At 39.6% G+C, this 19,690-nt stretch carries 17 protein-coding genes; 3 read left to right on the forward strand and 14 right to left on the reverse strand.

The genetic code is table 11. The features are described 5' to 3' along the window. Positions 1-80 precede the first annotated feature (80 nt). From ubiB to udp, 7 genes are all read right to left on the reverse strand, one after another. On the reverse strand, positions 81-1,718 hold the full coding sequence (gene ubiB, locus HMPREF3129_RS10640; protein WP_004246119.1) for a ubiquinone biosynthesis regulatory protein kinase UbiB: 1,638 nt from the start codon (positions 1,716-1,718) through the stop codon (positions 81-83). Further along, positions 1,718-2,359, reverse strand: coding sequence for a ubiquinone biosynthesis accessory factor UbiJ (locus HMPREF3129_RS10645; protein WP_004246120.1), 642 nt, complete (start codon positions 2,357-2,359; stop codon positions 1,718-1,720). The genes ubiB and HMPREF3129_RS10645 overlap by 1 nt, the downstream gene beginning before the upstream one ends. Position 2,360: 1 nt before the next feature. Next, complete coding sequence (gene ubiE / locus HMPREF3129_RS10650) at positions 2,361-3,116, reverse strand: bifunctional demethylmenaquinone methyltransferase/2-methoxy-6-polyprenyl-1,4-benzoquinol methylase UbiE (RefSeq protein WP_004246121.1); 756 nt, start codon at positions 3,114-3,116, stop codon at positions 2,361-2,363. Positions 3,117-3,197: 81 nt separating this feature from the next. Then, the gene (gene rmuC / locus HMPREF3129_RS10655; RefSeq protein WP_004246122.1) at positions 3,198-4,538 is read right to left on the reverse strand and encodes a DNA recombination protein RmuC; all 1,341 of its coding nucleotides are present in this window, start codon (positions 4,536-4,538) and stop codon (positions 3,198-3,200) included. Between the two features lie 102 nt (positions 4,539-4,640). Then, positions 4,641-5,171 carry a DedA family protein gene (locus HMPREF3129_RS10660; RefSeq protein WP_004246124.1) on the reverse strand — a complete coding sequence of 177 codons (531 nt, stop codon included), beginning with the start codon at positions 5,169-5,171 and terminating at the stop codon, positions 4,641-4,643. A 71-nt stretch (positions 5,172-5,242) separates the two neighbouring features. Beyond that, the gene (locus tag HMPREF3129_RS10665) at positions 5,243-6,025 is read right to left on the reverse strand and encodes a tyrosine-protein phosphatase (RefSeq protein WP_004249528.1); all 783 of its coding nucleotides are present in this window, start codon (positions 6,023-6,025) and stop codon (positions 5,243-5,245) included. 149 nt (positions 6,026-6,174) lie between these two features. Next, a complete protein-coding gene (udp, locus tag HMPREF3129_RS10670) occupies positions 6,175-6,933 on the reverse strand; it encodes a uridine phosphorylase (protein ID WP_004246127.1) in 759 nt (252 codons plus the stop codon). Between the two features lie 334 nt (positions 6,934-7,267). On the opposite strand from udp, the gene HMPREF3129_RS10675 reads away from it, so the two are divergent. After that, on the forward strand, positions 7,268-7,660 hold the full coding sequence (locus HMPREF3129_RS10675; protein WP_036894111.1) for a YidB family protein: 393 nt from the start codon (positions 7,268-7,270) through the stop codon (positions 7,658-7,660). Positions 7,661-7,764: 104 nt separating this feature from the next. Here the strand turns inward: HMPREF3129_RS10675 and HMPREF3129_RS10680 are convergent, their stop codons facing one another. Next, positions 7,765-8,592 carry a hypothetical protein gene (locus HMPREF3129_RS10680; protein ID WP_004246130.1) on the reverse strand — a complete coding sequence of 276 codons (828 nt, stop codon included), beginning with the start codon at positions 8,590-8,592 and terminating at the stop codon, positions 7,765-7,767. Between the two features lie 168 nt (positions 8,593-8,760). Further along, complete coding sequence (gene metE, locus HMPREF3129_RS10685; RefSeq protein WP_004249531.1) at positions 8,761-11,034, reverse strand: 5-methyltetrahydropteroyltriglutamate--homocysteine S-methyltransferase; 2,274 nt, start codon at positions 11,032-11,034, stop codon at positions 8,761-8,763. A gap of 107 nt (positions 11,035-11,141) precedes the next feature. Between metE and metR the strand changes: the two genes are divergently transcribed. Next, complete coding sequence (gene metR, locus HMPREF3129_RS10690) at positions 11,142-12,095, forward strand: HTH-type transcriptional regulator MetR (RefSeq protein WP_004246132.1); 954 nt, start codon at positions 11,142-11,144, stop codon at positions 12,093-12,095. Here the strand turns inward: metR and HMPREF3129_RS10695 are convergent. From HMPREF3129_RS10695 to HMPREF3129_RS10715, 5 genes are all read right to left on the reverse strand, one after another. Then, positions 12,010-12,882, reverse strand: a complete 873-nt coding sequence (locus HMPREF3129_RS10695; protein WP_004246133.1) for a carboxylate/amino acid/amine transporter — start codon at positions 12,880-12,882, stop codon at positions 12,010-12,012. The genes metR and HMPREF3129_RS10695 overlap by 86 nt on opposite strands. A gap of 2 nt (positions 12,883-12,884) precedes the next feature. Continuing rightward, a complete protein-coding gene (locus HMPREF3129_RS10700) occupies positions 12,885-14,534 on the reverse strand; it encodes a Na+/H+ antiporter (protein WP_004246134.1) in 1,650 nt (549 codons plus the stop codon). A gap of 357 nt (positions 14,535-14,891) precedes the next feature. Continuing rightward, a complete protein-coding gene (locus HMPREF3129_RS10705) occupies positions 14,892-15,395 on the reverse strand; it encodes a GNAT family N-acetyltransferase (protein WP_004246135.1) in 504 nt (167 codons plus the stop codon). A 127-nt stretch (positions 15,396-15,522) separates the two neighbouring features. Next, entirely contained in the window at positions 15,523-16,869 is a 1,347-nt protein-coding gene (locus HMPREF3129_RS10710) for an NCS2 family permease (protein ID WP_004246136.1), read from the reverse strand. A gap of 770 nt (positions 16,870-17,639) precedes the next feature. Further along, on the reverse strand, positions 17,640-18,827 hold the full coding sequence (locus tag HMPREF3129_RS10715; RefSeq protein ID WP_036919674.1) for an MFS transporter: 1,188 nt from the start codon (positions 18,825-18,827) through the stop codon (positions 17,640-17,642). Positions 18,828-19,065: 238 nt separating this feature from the next. On the opposite strand from HMPREF3129_RS10715, the gene HMPREF3129_RS10720 reads away from it, so the two are divergent. Further along, entirely contained in the window at positions 19,066-19,644 is a 579-nt protein-coding gene (locus tag HMPREF3129_RS10720; protein ID WP_004246138.1) for a helix-turn-helix domain-containing protein, read from the forward strand. Positions 19,645-19,690 lie beyond the last annotated feature (46 nt).

The raw sequence follows: 19,690 nt of genomic DNA on the forward strand, positions 1-19,690 counted from the left end.
CCATTATATACATCGAATTCAATTTTCGGGAATCTCGAATTCATATTATAAATTGTTCAAAGACAAACTTTGATGTGTTTTTATTGTGCATTACCTGATTTAAACCAGCCCCAAATCCATGCGAGAAGGCCTAAACTGATAAAAACACTAAATAATGTTTTAAAACCAGAAACAAAAAACAGGCTACCGCATAAAAATAGCGTTGTTCCCATACCCAATAAAAAATAGGACTGTCTTTGTTTGACTCTCTGTGAACTTATTTGTTCCGTCAATTTTTCTAGCGTTAACTTCATATTTTTGTGTTGTTTCAGGCTATCATAAACCAATTCAGGCAATTCAGGCATCTTTTCAATCCAGTAAGGCGCCTTACTTTTGATACCATTTACCAACGCAGTAATACCAATTTGACTATGTAGCCAATCTTCTAAGAAAGGTTTTGCCGTTTTCCAAAGGTCAAGCTGTGGATAAAGCTGACGACCTAAGCCTTCAACATACAACAAAGTTTTTTGCAGTAAAACCAATTGCGGTTGTACTTCCATATTAAAACGACGAGCCGTATTAAAAAGATTCAGTAGCACATGCCCAAAAGAAATTTCTGACAAGGGTTTTTCAAAGATTGGCTCACACACTGTGCGAATAGCAAATTCAAAATCTTCTACATTGGTATCAGCAGGTACCCAACCAGAATCAACGTGTAACTCAGCCACACGACGATAGTCACGATTAAAGAATGCTAAGAAGTTTTCCGCTAAATAACGTTTATCTTCTTTATTCAGTGAGCCGACAATACCACAGTCAATGCCAATATAGTATGGATTTTCCGGATGATCATAACTGATAAATACATTACCTGGATGCATATCTGCATGGAAAAAACTGTCTCTAAATACTTGAGTAAAAAAGACTTTAACCCCACGCTCTGCCAATAGCTTCATATTGGTATTTTGGGCATTTAACGCATCAATATCTGAAACAGGAATACCATAAATACGCTCCATCACCATTACATTTTCATGGCAATAATCCGAATACACTTCCGGAATATAAAGCATAGAGCTATTTTCAAAGTTACGACGCAATTGAATGGCATTTGCCGCTTCACGTAATAGGTTTAGCTCATCAAGTAATGTTTTTTCATATTCGCGGATCACTTCTTTAGGCCGTAACCGACGCCCATCGGGTAAAAATGGCAATAAATTCGCTAACCGATACATCAAACGAATATCCGCTTTAATAACAGGCTGAATATCAGGACGGATCACCTTTAATACCACTTCTTTACCATTTTCTTTCAATGTAGCGGTATGAACTTGTGCAATAGACGCAGAAGCAAGAGGTGTTTCGTCAAAATCATCAAACCATTTATCGATAGGGCCACCAAATGATTTTTCAATATATTGTCGCGCTTTTTTACCATCAAAAGGGGCTACTTTATCTTGCAGTAACGCTAACTGATCAGCGATATGAGGAGGAAAAAGATCACGTCGAGTCGATAACATTTGACCCAGTTTTATCCAAACAGGCCCTAATGTTTGTAATGCAAGTCGTAAGCGCTCACCTAATGGTTTATCGGCATGCTGATTTTTGATCCAAAATAGTGCTCGGCACCCCAATCTTGCAGGCAAGGTAATTCGATGTTTAGGAATTAACTCATCAAGCCCATAAGATAAGAAGACTTTAATAATATGATAAAGGCGCTTTAACTCACTGAGGAGCATTATTTTTTCTCCAAGGTGCTTAACCGTTTTTCTAACTCGGCTGTTTGCTGTGCCAGTTGTTCTATTTCATCATAAAAATGGACAGTCTCTAATGTTGAGGGGGCGGTTTTCCACTCTTCAATCAAAGCGTCTCTTAAATAAGCTTTTTGTCGGCCAAATAGTGTAGTGAATAATTTGAGCCCTTTACTTGCTGCAAGCGATAATCCTTCAGCAGCCAAATCACCAATATAAGGCGCTAAATATTGCGCAGGCTCCCAGGGTGCCATATCCAGCAAGGCAGACCAGTTTTGTACCACCTGCATATCGCCTTCAATGGTAATATCACCACGATTAATTAATTCAGACAACTTTTGTCGGTCAGTGAGTTTAATTAAGGTTAATAATTTAGTTTTTATCGTGCAATCAGTCTCATCATTCCATTGAGTTAACACATCAACTTGCTGTTCGCTGAAAATTAAATAGATAGATTGAGGAAACTCATTAATAGAAAGCGCCAAGACTTTGCCCGCAAGGCGATTGCGGGCAGGTTTAAGCACATTTTCCTGATATAAAACATGATTAAGTGCCGTTTCCATCGATGCAGTTATCAGTGGATAGAGCACTTGAGAAGCAATATCATGAGAAAAAGTGGCTTTTTCCATCTTAGAATTTAAACCCTTTGTGTAATGCAACTATACCTCCAGTCATATTGGTATAGGAAACCTGATCAAACCCAGCTTCTTCCATCATTCCTTTTAATGTTTCTTGGTCTGGGTGCATGCGAATAGATTCTGTTAAATAGCGATAGCTATCTGCATCATTCACAATCACTTGACCAATTCTTGGTAATATATGGAAAGAGTAAGCATCATAAATCTTACTTAGCGGATCAAGAACGGGTTTAGAGAATTCAAGGACTAATAGACGTCCACCGGGTTTTAGCACACGGAACATAGAACGTAACGCTTTGGCTTTATCAGTCACATTACGTAAACCGAACGAGATAGTGATACAGTCAAAGTAATCATCAGGGAATGGCAACTCTTCTGCATTTGCTTGTACATAACTGACATTACCAACAATACCGTGATCACGCAGTTTCTCACGTCCCATTTTTAACATGGAGTCATTGATATCAGCTAAAACCACTTCACCATTCTCTCCCACTAAACGAGAGAATTTTGCCGTTAAATCACCGGTTCCACCTGCCAAGTCAAGTACACGTTGATTACGTCTTACACCACTTGCCTCAATGGTATAGCGTTTCCAGACACGATGGATGCCAAAAGACATTAAGTCATTCATTAAATCGTATTTAGATGCAACAGAGTGAAAAACCTTGGCCACCATGGTTTGTTTTTCATCTTTGTCAACGGTTTGGAAACCAAAATCTGTTGTTTCCTTAGATTGTTGAGTCATATTATTTGCCCGCTAATTAATCAAAATTTAGTAAATTCAGTACATTTCTTGCCCGGAAACCGCTATTTTTATTTATGTAAATCAATCAGAAGCTGATTTTTCAACCAGATCATTATCAATGGTCTTTTTTATCTCAACCCCTAAGGATTTAAAGCCTTCTGCTTGGCTGATAAGGTTTCCACGACCTTCAGAGAGTTTTTTCATCGCTAATAGATAGCCCGATTGCGCTTTTTGAATGCTATTACCTAGCCCTTGCATATCATCAACGAAAAGTCTTAATTTGTCATACATTTTAGCCGCTCTATCAGCAATTTCTTGCGCATTTTGGCTTTGGTATTCATAACGCCACAATGCGGCTATTGTACGCAAAGCAACAAGTAAAGTAGATGGCCCAACCAACATTATATTATTTTTCAATGCTTCTTCTAATAAATCTGGAGAATGACCAATAGCAACGAGGTAAGCAGGCTCTATCGGTATAAACATTAAAACGTAGTCTAACGAAGTCACTCCCGGTAGCTTATGATAATCTTTGAGACTTAAGCCTTTAATGTGCGCTCTGATAGAGTTCACATGAGCATGCAGCGCTTGTTTTTGTTCATTTTCATCACTGCTATTAAAGTATCTTTCATAAGCAATCAGCGACATTTTAGCATCAATAATCACATCTCGACGATGCGGTAAATGCACAATCACATCGGGTTGATAACGACTGCCATTTTCATGGCGAATACTGACTTGAGTTTCAAACTCGTGCCCTTCGCGTAAACCAGATGACTCTAAGATCCGCGCTAATACCGTTTCTCCCCAGTTGCCTTGGATTTTATTATCCCCTTTTAAGGCATTAGTCAGATTAACGGCTTCTTGCGCCATTTTGACATTGAGTTGTTGCAGTTGGCGAATTTCATGTACCAGTGTATGCCTTTCTCGCGCTTCTTGTCCAAAACCTTCTTGTACCTGCCGACGAAAACTCTCTAGTTGCTCTCGAAATGGAGAAAGGAGATGGGTTAAACCTTGACGATTAAGCTCTTGCGCTTTACGTCCACTTTGCTCAAAAATGCGGTTAGCCAGATTTTCAAACTGAGTGGCTAGTCGTTGTTCACTATTAAGCAGTAAACGCTGTTTCTCTTCAGCGGATATTCGGCTCTCTTCCCAACGCGTGGTCACTTCCCTTAATTCGGCCTCTTGAGAAGTAATTATTTCACGTTGTGCACGTAACTCTTGCTCTAAGTGCGCTATCTGTTGTTGTAAAGAAGGGATCACCAATGCTTTTTGTTGTGCAACCGCAAGCTGAGTATAATTTTCACGTAATAGGTTTTCTTTTTCGGCTAAGCGTTGTTGGATAAGCCACCAAACGGCGATCCCCCCCACCAAAACACCGCCTAATAAACCGATGATCCCGTATAACAACTGAATATCCACTCAAGTAACCTTTTTATTTTCTAGCGGGCTACGTTAAAACGCATCAGTAACATTGTCTAGCAACAATTTACATCATACGCTGATTTGCGATAAAGGACGCAATTATCCTATCCATTTCGCCAGCCATTGCAGGCCAAACGCCCCTGGAGCCAGAATACCAAATGCCCAGATCATCGCAGAAGCCAAATTCGCCAGCTGAAAATAGCGTTGTGGCATAGCACAAATCCCCGCAACTAAAGGCACTATTGCCCGAAAAGGCCCAAAAAATCGCCCAATAAATACCCCCCAAACACCCCAGCGATTAAAAAATTGATGCCCTCTTACCAAGGTCTGCGGTGAGCGAGAAATCGGCCATAAGTTTCTTACCCCTTCTTTATAGTGATAACCCACCCAATAGGAGATCCAATCACCAAAAAAAGCGCCTAGGGCGGCGGCAAGCCAAATTGGCCAAAAGAGTAGACCACTTTCACCTATTAATGCTCCTAGGCCTAATAGGATAACAGTGGCAGGTATTAATAACGAGATAAAGGCAAGTGACTCACCAAATGCGAGTAAGAACACGATAGGCACAGCCCATATTTCGTGCTCTTTTACAAACAGAGTGATGGTATGAATAATGTCTTGTACTGTCACAATAGAGACCTTAAATTCGGTTAATTTCAGTAAAAAAGCACAACATCTTTAACCGAATATAAATCACTTCACTATTCGAGAAAATAGTTTTGTAAGCTTTCTCTACTTTGCGCATCCAAGCCAATATCTTTTTCAAGCCAAGTATCGATATTGCCATAGTGTTGATTAATACTGGCAAGGGCTGTTTGCAGGAACTCTTCTTGTACTGAATAAACATACGCAAATTTATTCACCACATTTTCACTCAGTGTTTTAGCATGCTCTTCTAAAAGATAAGCGCGGAAAGGCGCTAATGTTTCATTGGTGAGTAAGTAATCTTCCATCACCACATCTAATGAGGCCCCTAAGGCAAATAGAACTAAAGCAGAGCCCACCCCCGTTCTATCTTTACCTACTGCACAATGTTGTATGACACCGCCTTTTTCTGGTTGCTTCAACAACGTTGCCAACTGTTTATAAGCCGGATTATTAATAGGTAGTAATTTATATAGCTGAAACATAAATGCTTTAGCATCAAACTGTTCCAGTATTTCTGGGGTGAGTTTTTCAAGGTTAGCTGACACTTCTTTCGATAATGGATTGGCTGGAGCATGGTAATATTGTGCCCCTTCCCATACTCGATCCGGCTTATCAACAATTTCACCTGTGTCACGATAGTCTAAGATTTGAAAAAGATTTTTATCAATAAGAAGCGCTTGATCGGTATCCGTTAATCTATCCAGTGAACCGGAGCGAAAGAGTAAGCCGGGTTTGATAATACCGCCATTACTGAGCTTTTTTCCCCCTAGATCACGAAAGTTAATCCCACCTGTTAAAGGCAACACCGAAGGATGTGTTTGTAAGATATCAGTCATAATGCCTCTTCTCATTGTTGTATTGTTAAGACCATCAAGACCTTAACAGAAATCTATAACGGTTGACATATTAACATGATGAATTACCGCACAAAAAAAGCCTTTAATACACCAATGTATTAAAGGCTTTAGTATTTCATTTAGAAAACTTATTTCATTAAAGTGCGAGCAGCTTCAATCACGATACCTAATGCATTATTTTCAGTTTTCTTCAGTAATTCAGCATCGGGGATCTCTTGTTGAGTACGGTTAACAATAACACCTGCAACCATACCTGCACGTAAGCCTTGGCTTGCACACATGGTTAATAATGTAGCGGATTCCATTTCATAGTTCATCACACCCATTTCTTGCCACTCTTTCATAGAGCCTTTAAAACGACGAACGACTCGACCAGTATAGGTGTCGTAACGCTCTTGGCCTGGGTAGAAGGTATCAGAAGAGGCTGTAACACCAACGTGAACCGTTGAACCATTGTCTTTAGCCGCTTTATACAGTGCATTCATACATTCAAAGTCAGACACTGCAGGGAATTCCATTGGTGCAAAGTGCAAACTTGCCCCATCTAAACGAACCGCTGCTGTGGTTACTAAGATGTCACCAACATTGATGTGCTCTTGAATAGCGCCCGTTGTACCAATACGTAAGAAAGTACGAATACCTAATTGTGCTAATTCTTCCACTGCAATTGAGGTTGATGGACCACCGATCCCTGTAGAACAAACGATCACTGCTTTTCCATCAATTTCACCACGCCATGAGGTGTACTCACGTAAAGAGGCCAGATGAACTGGGTTATCCATTAATTTGGCAATTTTTTCAACACGCTTAGGATCACCTGGAACAATTGCTAAAGTGGCACCCTGTAGGTCATTTTTGGTTAAACCTAAGTGAAATACATCAGACATATCGGACTCCTCAATGGGACAAAACCAATGTTCATTAAATTAAGTGTTACTTTATCAGTTTTTTAGACCTTTTTAGTGATTGACGTCACCTGTCAGGTAATAAAAAAAGTAACAATTTCATAAAAACGTGATAGCTATCACAAATAACAGTGTCGAATAGTGGCGGCATTATCAATATCGCTTTGGCGTAATAAAATCCTGCATTCTATTCTTGCTTAGTCGGATAAATATCACTTGAGTATAGATGAAGATACTAACTTCACGTACACTACTCGCCTTTAAAATTAACATCTCAATATAACGTAATAATGCGTTGATAGTTATTGGAGCAAGCATGAGCTTATTTAACCAAATCGCAAGCCTGTTGGGCGGTGAGAAAATTAATCAATTCAAAACAGTACTCGAATGGGTAGAAACCCAAGGGGGAATTGAAGGCTTGGTTAAACAGTTTAATAGCGCAGGATTAAGTGAGCTGATCCAATCTTGGATTGGCACAGGCAGTAATTTACCTATTAATGCCGAGCAAATCGTACAAGTTTTTTCATCTCCAGTGATTAATGAATTGGCGGCAAAGATCAATATGAATACCGCTGAAGCCTCTGATATGGCTGCACAATATTTGCCAAAATTGGTTGATAAACTCACGCCAGAAGGTGTTATCCCCAAAGAGTTAGATTTAATGAGCGCCGGTATGGATATGCTTAAAGCAAAAATCTTTGGTGGCTAATAAATTAAATGATGGCTATGGCGCTATTGTTTCTTAACCAATCAAGCGCAATAGCCATCTTGTTTTCTATAATCAATCGCTCTCATCACTGCATTAAAGCGTAATTAGAGAATACCTTCCTCTATTAATGCCTCATGAAAACGTTGTTTTTCTTCTTCTGTTGCTTGAATTCGAGCTAAGGGAACATCTAATACATAAGGAATATTTTGTTGTGGCTCGTACACCGCCAAAACATAAGTTTTGCCTTCCATTTCTAATGTAATAGGTGGCGTTTTCTTATTACCTGAATAAGTAATTGAAGTCTCTTTTCCGGCAACATTGGTTTTATAGGTAGCAATAAATTGTTTATTACTCACAACGACCTTAGCAGGGATAGCCGTTAATTTTAAAGGTTTGGTGCCTACTGAAAGCAATGCTTTTTTGACTTTATTGCTGATCATTTGACGATAAATGAAAAAGATCACGCAAAAAGCAAATAATGCAGTAAAAACTAATGCACTAATTAAGCGTAACCAAATATTATCAATTGCCACATCGACGGTCATTTTAGTCAGATCGTTTTCATCTGCTACTGGCTCAACCAATATATCTTTATTGCCAAAATCAAGAAAAGTAAAATTTCGTGAAACCTCATTACCTTTATAGCGTAAGTCAACACTACAATTGGTTAAAACAAATAGTTTTGAACGGCAAGAGCCATCAACATCGGCATCAATAAATACGGGGTTTTTACTAATTTGATAATCATAAACAATATTAGGAATTTGATAAGCACTAAATACTGTCATCCCTAACATTGCAATCACTAAAAATAAGGTACGGAATAAACCGCCATCCCCTTTTAATGGAGATAATGTTAAAGCTCGAGTAGGAAATGCATTTAATATTTTTTCTGACAGGTGAATACCATTTTGCACAATATCTATATCCATAAAATTAAGTTTTGTGCAGTATAGCAATATTAAAAAATATCAATAATAAGATTATCTCTTATTTTTATTTACCTATTAATAAACATTTTTGATTAATAAGAAAAAAATAGCCTATTATATTGATAACATCAAAATAACAGGCTACTAAAATGTATTATTTAAATATTATTATACGTTCTGGCGTAAATATTTAGCCGCTTCAACCATATTTGCCAATGCTGCACGGGTTTCACTCCACCCCCGCGTTTTTAAACCACAATCTGGATTTACCCATAAACGTTCCGCAGGGATACGCGATTGCGCTTTTCTTAACAATCCTACAATCCATTCTACATTCGGTACATTAGGCGAATGAATATCGTATACCCCAGGACCAATTTCATTTGGATAATCAAAATGTTCAAAGGCTTCTAATAACTCCATATCTGAGCGTGATGTTTCAATGGTGATCACATCCGCATCCAATGCAGCAATCGCCTCCATAATGTCATTAAACTCGCAATAACACATATGTGTATGAATTTGTGTCTCATCATCAGCGATAGCTGCACTGAGCTTAAAGGCATCAACAGCCCAATCTAGGTATGCTTGCCACTCATCACGACGTAACGGTAATCCTTCGCGTAATGCAGGCTCATCTATCTGAATAATACCGATACCGGCTTTTTGTAAATCATCCACCTCATCACGTAACGCTAACGCAATTTGTTTAGCGATAGTTTCACGGCTGACATCCTCACGCGGGAAAGACCAACATAAAATAGTCACCGGCCCAGTTAACATACCCTTAACAGGCTTATCGGTTAATGATTGAGCATAAGTCGCCCAATCTACCGTAATCGGTGCAGGACGACTAATATCACCAATGATCACCGGCGGTTTTACGCAGCGGGAGCCGTAGCTTTGTACCCAGCCATTTTGAGTAAAGACATAACCTTCAAAATGCTCGCCAAAATATTCAACCATGTCATTACGCTCAGCTTCACCATGAACCAACACATCAAGCCCTAAGCGCTCTTGTTCATCTATGGCTTGCTTAATATGCTCGCTAATATTAGTGCGATAAGCAGTGGTATCAATACGCCCTTTTTTAAAGTCTAAACGTACTGTGCGGATCTCGGTAGTTTGTGGGAATGAACCTATGGTTGTCGTTGGCCACAGAGGGAGATTAAACCGAGCGCGTTGCACTTTAGCTCGTTGTTGATAAGGCGATGTTCTCTCACTGTCTTGTGCATTAATCGCCTGCAAGCGTGCGGCCACTTTTGCATTATGTACACGACTAGAGTGTTCACGTTGACGAATGGGGGCACTGTATTGGGCAAGTTGTTCGTCATATTCACCTTCTGGTGCATTTAATGCTTTTGCGAGTAACGCCACTTCTGCACATTTTTGCACCGCAAAGGCAAACCAGCTTTTCACTTCATCATCAAGCTTAGTCTCCGCACTTAAATCAATTGGACTATGCAACAAAGAGCATGATGTGCCAATCCATAATGGACGCTTACCTTTTAATGCAACTACTTGTTGATAACGGGTAGTTAGATCCGCTTTCCAGACGTTGCGACCATTAATGACCCCTAACGATAACACCCAGTCTTTAGGCAATGCTTGGTGTATAACTTGCAATGCGTCCTGTCCTGCACATAGATCAATATGTAGTCCATTTACCGGTAAGTTTTTAATAATATCAAGATGATGAGTAATACCATCAAAATAGGTAGTCAATAATAGTTTAACCTGTCCAGTCAATGCTTGATAAGCAACTTGATAAGCATTTTGCCACTCAATGGGTAAATCAAGTACCAGTGCAGGCTCATCAATTTGTACCCATTCGATACCTTTTTGCTGTAACTGACTCAATACTTGCTGATAAACAGGTAAAATAGCGTCTAACAGTGACAATCTATCAAACTCAGGTCCTTTAACTTTTCCTAACCATAAGTAGGTGATCGGCCCCAAAAGTACCGGTTTCACATTATGACCTAATGCTAAAGCCTCATCGACTTCATCAAGTAGCTGTTGCCACGCCAGTGTAAATGATTGTCCTTGCTGAAATTCTGGCACGATATAGTGATAGTTAGTATTAAACCATTTTGTCATTTCTGAGGCGGCCGCAGGTTTACCCGTTGGTGCTCTGCCTCTCGCCACTCGAAATAGAGTATCAAGATCTAGGCGACCATCTTCATTACGATGGCGTGGCGGTATATTGCCTAATAGGAGACTAGTACCCAAGACTTGGTCGTACCAAGCAAAATCGCCAACGGGTAATAATTCGACTCCTGCATTAGCTTGCTGTTGCCAATGACGAGCGCGTAATTCTTTACCAACTGCCAGAAGTTCTGCCTGAGAAATATTACCAGCCCAATAGCTCTCTTGTGCCTTTTTTAGCTCTCTATTTAAGCCAATACGTGGGAAACCTAATGTGTGATTGCGAATTGTCATAATAAAAAATCCTGTTTTTAGCCGTCTAGATGTTTACACATCCATAATCTACAGGTAGTGTATAAACCACAAGCGCAAATTTTTCATTCACAACCTGAAGGTTTCTCATGATAGAAATAAAACACTTAAAAACGATATTGGCACTTAAGCAAACAGGCTCTCTTGCCAATGCGGCAAATCAGTTACATCAAACACAATCCGCACTCTCTCACCAGTTTAGTGAATTAGAGCATCGTCTTGGTTATCGTATTTTTGTCCGTAAAAGCCAACCACTACGATTTACACCACAAGGCGAAGTGTTATTAAGATTAGCGCAAGAAGTCCTACCCATTGTGCGCCGAGCGATAGAAGAGTGTAATGAGCCGGGTAATGCTCATTTAAATATTGCTATTGAATGCCATAGCTGTATTCAATGGTTAACACCCGCATTACAGCAATATCGCCAAACATGGCCGGATGTGAATGTCGACTTCCATTCAGGTGTCACTTTTGATCCACAACCGGCTTTATTACAACGAGAATTAGATGTCGTACTCACTTCTGATATCTTGGATAACCAACGCCTGCACTATACCGCGTTGTTTGATTATGAAGTTAAGCTTGTGTTATCTCCTGATCACCCGCTGGCTAATCGCTTACATATTCAACCACAAGATTTGATCTCAGAAACACTGTTTATCTATCCCGTCCAAAGAGAGCGTTTTGATATTTGGCGTCATTTTTTACAGCCCGCAGGGATCACACCACATTTTAAACATGTAGATAACACCTTACTTCTTATTCAAATGGTGGCAGCAGGAATGGGTATAGCGGCATTGCCGCACTGGGCCGTAGAGAATTTTGAAAAACAAGGATTAGTGGTCACAAAGACCTTAGGAGAAGGATTATGGAGCCGGTTATATGCAGCTAACCGTACAGGTGAGCAACATCAACCGGCAATACGAGAGTTTATACGCTTAGCAGGTCAACATGCCGTTAATCATCTGCCTTTTGTAAAACAGGTTGGTGTATCCAACGCCGATGGAACCAAAGTGATGCAACAATCAGGCTCGCGCCTATGATGAAACTTGGCCAATTAGGATGCTGTTGCCAAATAGAGAAGTTGACTAATAATCCCGCTGGAACCATCATATTATTCATAATCGCAAGGGTTCCAGCATCTACCTGTGTCGCCCCATAGTTCCACATAAAATAGCCTATTCCAGAAGCGCCAATACCTAACCAAAGCAATACCCCCCACTGTAACGATGTGGTTGGCATTTTTTGCCAATCGGCAAAACATAACGAGCCGACTAACACAACCACCACCGCCCCGATATAAAACCAAGAGAATGCGTGATGTTGAGGAAGTGGATGCATTTCCATTAATCGTTTATAGCCTACCTGTCCTATGGCGAAGAAAATATTGGCTAACTGAACCAATAATAATCCCAGCCAGAAGTCATCACTAAGATGATCATAACGAATAATGGCCGCCCCTAATACCGCCAGTAGTGCGCTAAAGGCATAGCCCCAACGTAAACGTTGTCTTTCAAGTAGATCATAAATTAAGGTGACATAAAGTGGTGTTAATACAGTAAAGAGTAAAAACTCAGCTACGGTTAAATAGTTATAAGCGTGGAACACAAACAGGTACATAATACCCAATTGGCATGCGCCTACTCCCATATACAATAAAATCACTTTAAGGCGAATGCCTTTCCAACGTAGGAAAGGCAAAAAAACGATGGCAGCTAACACCACTCTAATCAATACTGAGATCCAACTATCAACCTGACCTGCGAGATATTCACCAATCAGACTAAAAGAAGCCGCCCATAACAACGTTGTAATAACCAGTAGCCACATAATTAACTGTCTTTCTCAACTAACAGCGCTTCCATTAAATCTAATTCATGAAGCAAAAGTTGTAGTGTTTCGTTACTAATTTTACGCGTTGCACGTAAGTGATAAAGCTCACCACGCTCTGCACGCAATGCCGTTAGGCGAAAACGTCTTTCCAGATCTTCCACCAACATATTGTGCATCATCTCGTCCTGATCCGCGGTACGTCGTCTTAAATAACCGGCAACTCGAGAAGCTACTTCATTAATTTCTTCCGCATCAAGTTGCTCTTCTGTACTTGCAGCTAAACGCTCTTCCATCTTATTGAGGCTAACAATAGCGACTTCTGCCATGACTTTCTTAGCATAACGTACTTCATTTTTATCCGCTTCTTTATCGGTAGCTTTAATCCCTTTTAGTAAGAAAGGTAATGAAATAATACCGACCAAAATCGATAATAGGATCACCCCAGCCGCGATAAAGATTATCTGATAGCGCCCAGGGAAAGTACTGCCATCAGTTAAAAATAGTGGTATAGAGAGCGCACCGGCTAAGGTGATAGCACCACGTACCCCGGCAAAAGAAGACAGCCATAATTCTCTCGTCGTATAAGTGGCGAAATCAAGGGGATGTTTTTTCATAAAGAGATGGCTGATTTTCTTCATTAGCCATAACCATGTAAAACGTAAAATCAGTAACGCAAAATAGATAACAAAGACGGCGGCAAACAGCATCCATACTTCAACTTCAGGATCGAGATCAGCTTGAATAACCGAGCTTGTCCAAATAACAGGAAGCTGTAAACCCAGCATAATAAAGACCAGTCCGTTAAAGACAAACTCTAACATTGACCAGACACTATCTGCACGCAAGCGCATCGCCAATGGTGCATTGCGGATCACACCTGATTTACTGATAGTCATACCTGCGGCCACGGCAGCAAGGATCCCGGAAAAGCCAATATGTTCAGCAATCAAATAAGAAGCAAAAGGCAACAGCAACATAAAGACAATTTGAGTGGCAGGATCATCACCACTCCAACGGCTCATCAATCGCAGAGATTTACTATAGACTAACGTTACCGCAATACCCGCTAATAAACCGCCTATTGCCACTTTAAAAAACTCAAAGGTTGCGCCACCCACGGTAAATATCATCGTGCCCATAGCCACAGCAACGGCAAATTTCAGCGCCACCAGACCCGAAGCATCATTCATTAAGGCTTCGCCTTCTAAAACCCCCATGATCCGCTTCGGTATTCGCCCCTTACCGACAATCGAGGATAATGCCACCGCATCAGTTGGCGAGAGAACCGCGGCGAGCGCGAAAGCAGAAATAAGTGGAATACTAGGCATTATCCAGTAAATAAGGTAACCAATACCTACTACTGTCACCATCACCAAAACCAGCACAAGGATAAAGATCTCTCGACCATTTTGGATAAATTCACGTGTGGGGGTTTTCCATCCATCAACAAAAAGTAAAGGAGGGATCAGTAAAACTAAGAAGAGTTCAGGATCAAAGGTGACATGTAAACCAAACTGAGGCCAAGCCAAAAGTGCCCCGATCACAATCTGGATTAATGGTAATGGAATGCGAAAAGGAATAACTTTGGTAATGACACCTGAAACAGAAACTACCAATATTAAAATTAAAATAGTAAAGAAAATTTCCATGCTACCCTTACATGCTTATTTTTATCTAAGAATCTGCCATCTTTCCTGATATGAAAAGAACCCTTGCTGAATGATAAAGAAACGCATCATAAAAGTTTATCTACCATGCCTATCTTTACCTTTCCTATTTTAAACTGAACCCACATCGACTAATGAAGAATGATATAAAATTAAGATTAATCGTATCTTACAAAAAAGCTAACATATTAATGCATAGTGTTATCTATTAACGGCATCAGAAAGAGAAAAAGTATGCTGTTATTGCTGTTTTCTGTTCTAGTCATACTCTTAAGAGGATCAAAAAGTAAAATAGGCTCTATCATTGAAAAATGAAAACAGCGTCAAGCCCCCACAGAGTTATTCGATATTTTTTAGCTGAGCCATCATCACAACATCACAATATTTACCTTCTCTGAAGGCTGCATTACGACGAATGCCTTCCACTTCAAAACCTAATTTTTTATACAAATGAAGGCCTCTTTCATTATCAGCATAAACTTCTAGCTCGATACGTGTTGCAGCCAACCAATTAAAAGCATAATCAATTGCCGTATTAATGAGTGCTTTACCTATACCTTTTCCTGAAAACTCAGCACCAACACCAATACCAAAGCTGACGATATGCCGACGACGAGGATGATTGTCGATGATCAACGCTAAATGACCTGCGATTTGACCGTCAAAAGAAGCAACAAAATGTGGAATATTTTGTTCAGAAAATTCAATTAGCCTTTTTTTCCACATAGTGACTGATGGATAAGGGAACTGACAAGTACAAATATATAAGTCTGGATGTGTATACAATTGCTGTATTGCTATAGCATCTTCAGGCTCACCATGTCGTATTTCTATCTGATGCATTTATTTTACCAAAAAATTAACAATGAGTCTTAACCTCGACAATAGCGAATAAAACTAGATAAATAAATAGCAAAAAAGCGGAATAAAAATATATTCCGCTTTTTATGTTTAAACCTGATGATTTTAATTAAATTGCCCAGTGTCCGGCATAAAATGCCACTAAAGCAATAGCAATTAGAACTGTACCAATATTAAGTTTTCGCCACTCACCGGCAAAAATACGGCCAATCACTAAACAGCCAAAACCCAACATAATGCCTGTAACAATATTACACGTTAATACGATAAATACCGCGCACACCATACCTGACATCGCATCGACAAAATCACTAAAATCTAACTTAGTGACATTACCTAACATCAATAAACCCACATACATTAATGCAGGGGCTGTCGCATAGGGGGGAACTAAATAAGATAGCGGTGATAAAAAGAGGATCAATAAAAAGAGAATACCGACCACAGTTGCGGTGAGCCCTGTTTTACCACCTGCTGCAGTACCCGCTGCGGACTCAACATATACTGCTGCAGGTGCTGCACCAATTGCCCCAGCAAATATACTGCTCACGGAATCAGAAGTTAACGCTTTACCACCATTGATAATTTGTCCTCGTTTATCAAGTAAATTAGCTTGTCCCGCCACTGCGCGAATGGTTCCTGTCGCATCAAAAATAGCCGTCATCACTAAAGCTAATACACTAGGTAAAACAAGTGGTTGTAATGCGCCTTTAATATCCATGGCAAATAATAGTGCAAGGCCCTCTTCGCCTAATTGTGGCATTTTAAAGAACCCTTGGTATTTCACGTTAGGATCAAAAATCAATCCAATAATCGAAATCGCAATAATGACTAATAACACACCACCGGGAACTTTACGTTTTTCTAGACCAAAAATAGCAGCAAGACCGGCCAATGACATTAATACTGAAAAAGAAGTAAATTCTCCCATCGCAACAGGTAATCCGGCTAATGGATTTTTCACCACTAACCCAACACTATTGGCTGCGATCAAAAGTAAAAATAGCCCGATACCAATACCGGCGCCATGAGCGATACCAATCGGAATATTTTTTAAGATCCACGTTCTGATCCCTGTTAAAGAAAATAGGGTAAATAGGCACCCCATCAAAAACACCGCCCCCAAAGCAACAGGTACAGAGATATGTTGACCAAGTACCAAACTAAAGGCGGTAAACGCCGTTAATGAAATGGCACAACCAATCGCCATAGGTAGATTTGCCCACAATCCCATTAACAGAGAACCAAATCCTGCCACTAAACAGGTTGCGATAAATACCGCCGTGTGGGGGAACCCCGCTTGCCCTAGCATACTGGGTACGACAATAACGGAATAGACCATCGCCAAAAAGGTTGTTAAACCGGCGATCATCTCTTTACGAACCGTAGTGCCCCGGGCGGTAAGCTTAAAATAATTATCCAGTTTACCTGTGGTTGCTGATTGATTAGCAGACATTACATTCCTCTGACATAAAAAACAGTTCACCCTCCCCAACGAAAACGATTACGTCTAAAATTATTATCACCTCCAATGGTAAAAAAATCATCAGAGGAGTGAAAAAGCAAACGTTTGTTTATTAATGTGGATAGAGTGAGAGAATTTGACGCAAACGATTATCTGGTGCTTTTAGGGTAAGAATCAAGAAAAAAAATACTTTTTTAGCAAAAATGTCATAAAAAGACATTCTAGTGTTCGCAGAAAAAAGAAAAGAGGAGAATAGTGATATATTTCTCCTCTGGTTAAACTGTTTTAGCAACGCAATCACCCTAAAAGGTGAAGCGTACTTATAATCCACTGTTTTTATTAATATCATTGATGTTTATATTAATAATGCTTGGTTTGATACTATAAATATTAATTAAATATTTCTTATGTTTTTATCATTTTTGAACTTACTGTTTTAACAGCATCTTCCCTTGTTTGGCGATAATATTGACTCAGTATTCATCACACTCTGCTTGAAAAACATACACCTCCTTGTGATAAAACTAGATGAAAATAGTGCCATTTGGCAAATCTTTCTTATTTCATTTTATTATTTCTGGATTATTCTTAATAAATCACCAATAAAAACCTTTGAATAGTATGTATCGCATTGATTATTAAAATAAAGATAATAAAAGAAAAAATAATTGAATGAGTGATAAAACAGCAGGAAATTATTGTCTAATTTAATGAAAATAGCGCCCTCTTTTACCTACAATAAGGTAAAAAAGAGCATGCAATTATGATGTATGACGATTTAGTGCGTCGACATGCAAGTTAAAGCGATCCATCGTCGAAACTAAAAATAATCCCGTCATAACCACCAATAAAAAAGGTAACGCAGATGGGGAGATTTCAGACATAGCACCGGCTAAAATGGGACCAGAAAGATTACCAATGCCCCATAACATCGCCGCTGAAGCATTTGCTATCATCAGATCATTTCCTGAAAAGTATTGCCCAATTTGTACCAATGCAATGGTATAAATGGCTCCCGCCGTTGCACCAAGCACTAATAATAGTGGCCAAATAACTAAAGTATGTGGCATAGCAATGGGTAATAATAAGCTTGCTAATAATGTAATGACTCCACAAATTCGGTATAGCCGTGTTCTATTCATATGATCAGCAAGCCAACCAAATGGCATTTGCATTATTGCATCTCCCGCCAAAATAGCACTGATCATCATGGCGGCAATCGCTTCACTATGACCAACACTTAGCCCATAAATAGGGAACATAGACAACACTGTGCCATCAAAAAATGCAAAAAAGATAATGCCACCACATATCGCAGGCGCCACTTTAATAAAACGAAGAATAGAAAAGTGCGACTCTTCTGAGTCTTTAGCTAATTTATCGCCCACTTTCTGATCCATCATTAAAAATAGCACGATAGAGATAATATGAAGCAATACGCTGATTAAGATCGGTGTTTTATCAGCAACGCCATATAACGCAATAATTGAAGGGCCTAGCAACTGGCTGATAGTAAACACGGTCGTATAAATCGCTAAAATACGACCTCGCTTGTTATCCGGTACAAGTTCATTGATCCATGTCTCCCCCAAACAGATCATCACACCACTGGCAATCCCGGTTATTAGTCGTAATGGGAACAGGAATTCTAATGGCAAACTCCCCATTAAAGGCAATAGACTAATGGCTGATATAATCGTTGCTAATAACATCGCTAAACGTTTACCAAGCCATTGCACAATATAGCGTGCAAAGGGTGAGATGATTAACATTCCCATTGCAGGTGCGGCTGAAATCAGACCAATAATAGATTCACTGATCCCCGCCAAGTTTAGCCGTAAAGCCACCATCGGAATAGTTAATCCAATAACAATCCCTATCACCGCAATACTGACTGTAATAGTAGTAATAGCAAAAAGCTCGGACTGACGATAATTTTGTTGCAACATATTATTTTGTTTCTACACGCTGGAGAAACCTCATCGTAGTGAATATTGAATGAATGGAAAATATTGCCTTATTATAGGGGATAAGAAATAGATAAACATGCTTTAAAATATCGCCTGATACGCGCACCCTGTTCACAAAATATTGTCTAAATAGTCTGTGCTTTTCCCGTCTGTGAAGAATTGATGTTATCATCTACAGGAAATTATACTTTTAAACTGACAATATTTTGAATTGGCAATGAACCCACAATCACCGAAAAAGACAAACGAATACCTTGGTAATAAGGTTAAGCAGTTAAGACAATCTCGAAACTTGTCACTTAATGAGTTATCAAGAAAATCAGGCATATCTAAAGCGGCATTGTCCAAATTAGAGTCTGGCGATTCTAATCCTCGCATCGATACCTTAGAAGCTATCGCGATAGCCCTTGGATTTCCATTAGGTGATTTATTTAGTTTTACCCGCGAAGAATATCCTCGCTTAGAGCGACATAAGCCTATCGTTGGCGACTATGCACAAGAATTTAAATTCCGTATTGGCATCGGCAATATTACTGAAATTTGGCATATTGAGATGAAGCACGGGGCAATTATTAATAGCCCAGCCCATGCCGACGGCACCCAAGAGCATATTATGGTCTATTCTGGCAAACTGATGATGCGTTTTGCTAACGATGAAACCGTATTATTAGAAACCGGCGATTTTTACGCCTTTCATGGTAATGCGCCACACTCTTATATTTGTGTGGAAGGCCATATGCGTGCATCAGTTATCATGTCTAGCCCCAATCAACAACACTATCATCATCGCCCTTAAGACAAATACCCATTATATTTCACCGCCATTTAAACTATTATTCTAA

It is taken from the genome of Proteus sp. HMSC14B05 (assembly GCF_001808035.1).
Lineage (GTDB): Bacteria > Pseudomonadota > Gammaproteobacteria > Enterobacterales > Enterobacteriaceae > Proteus > Proteus mirabilis.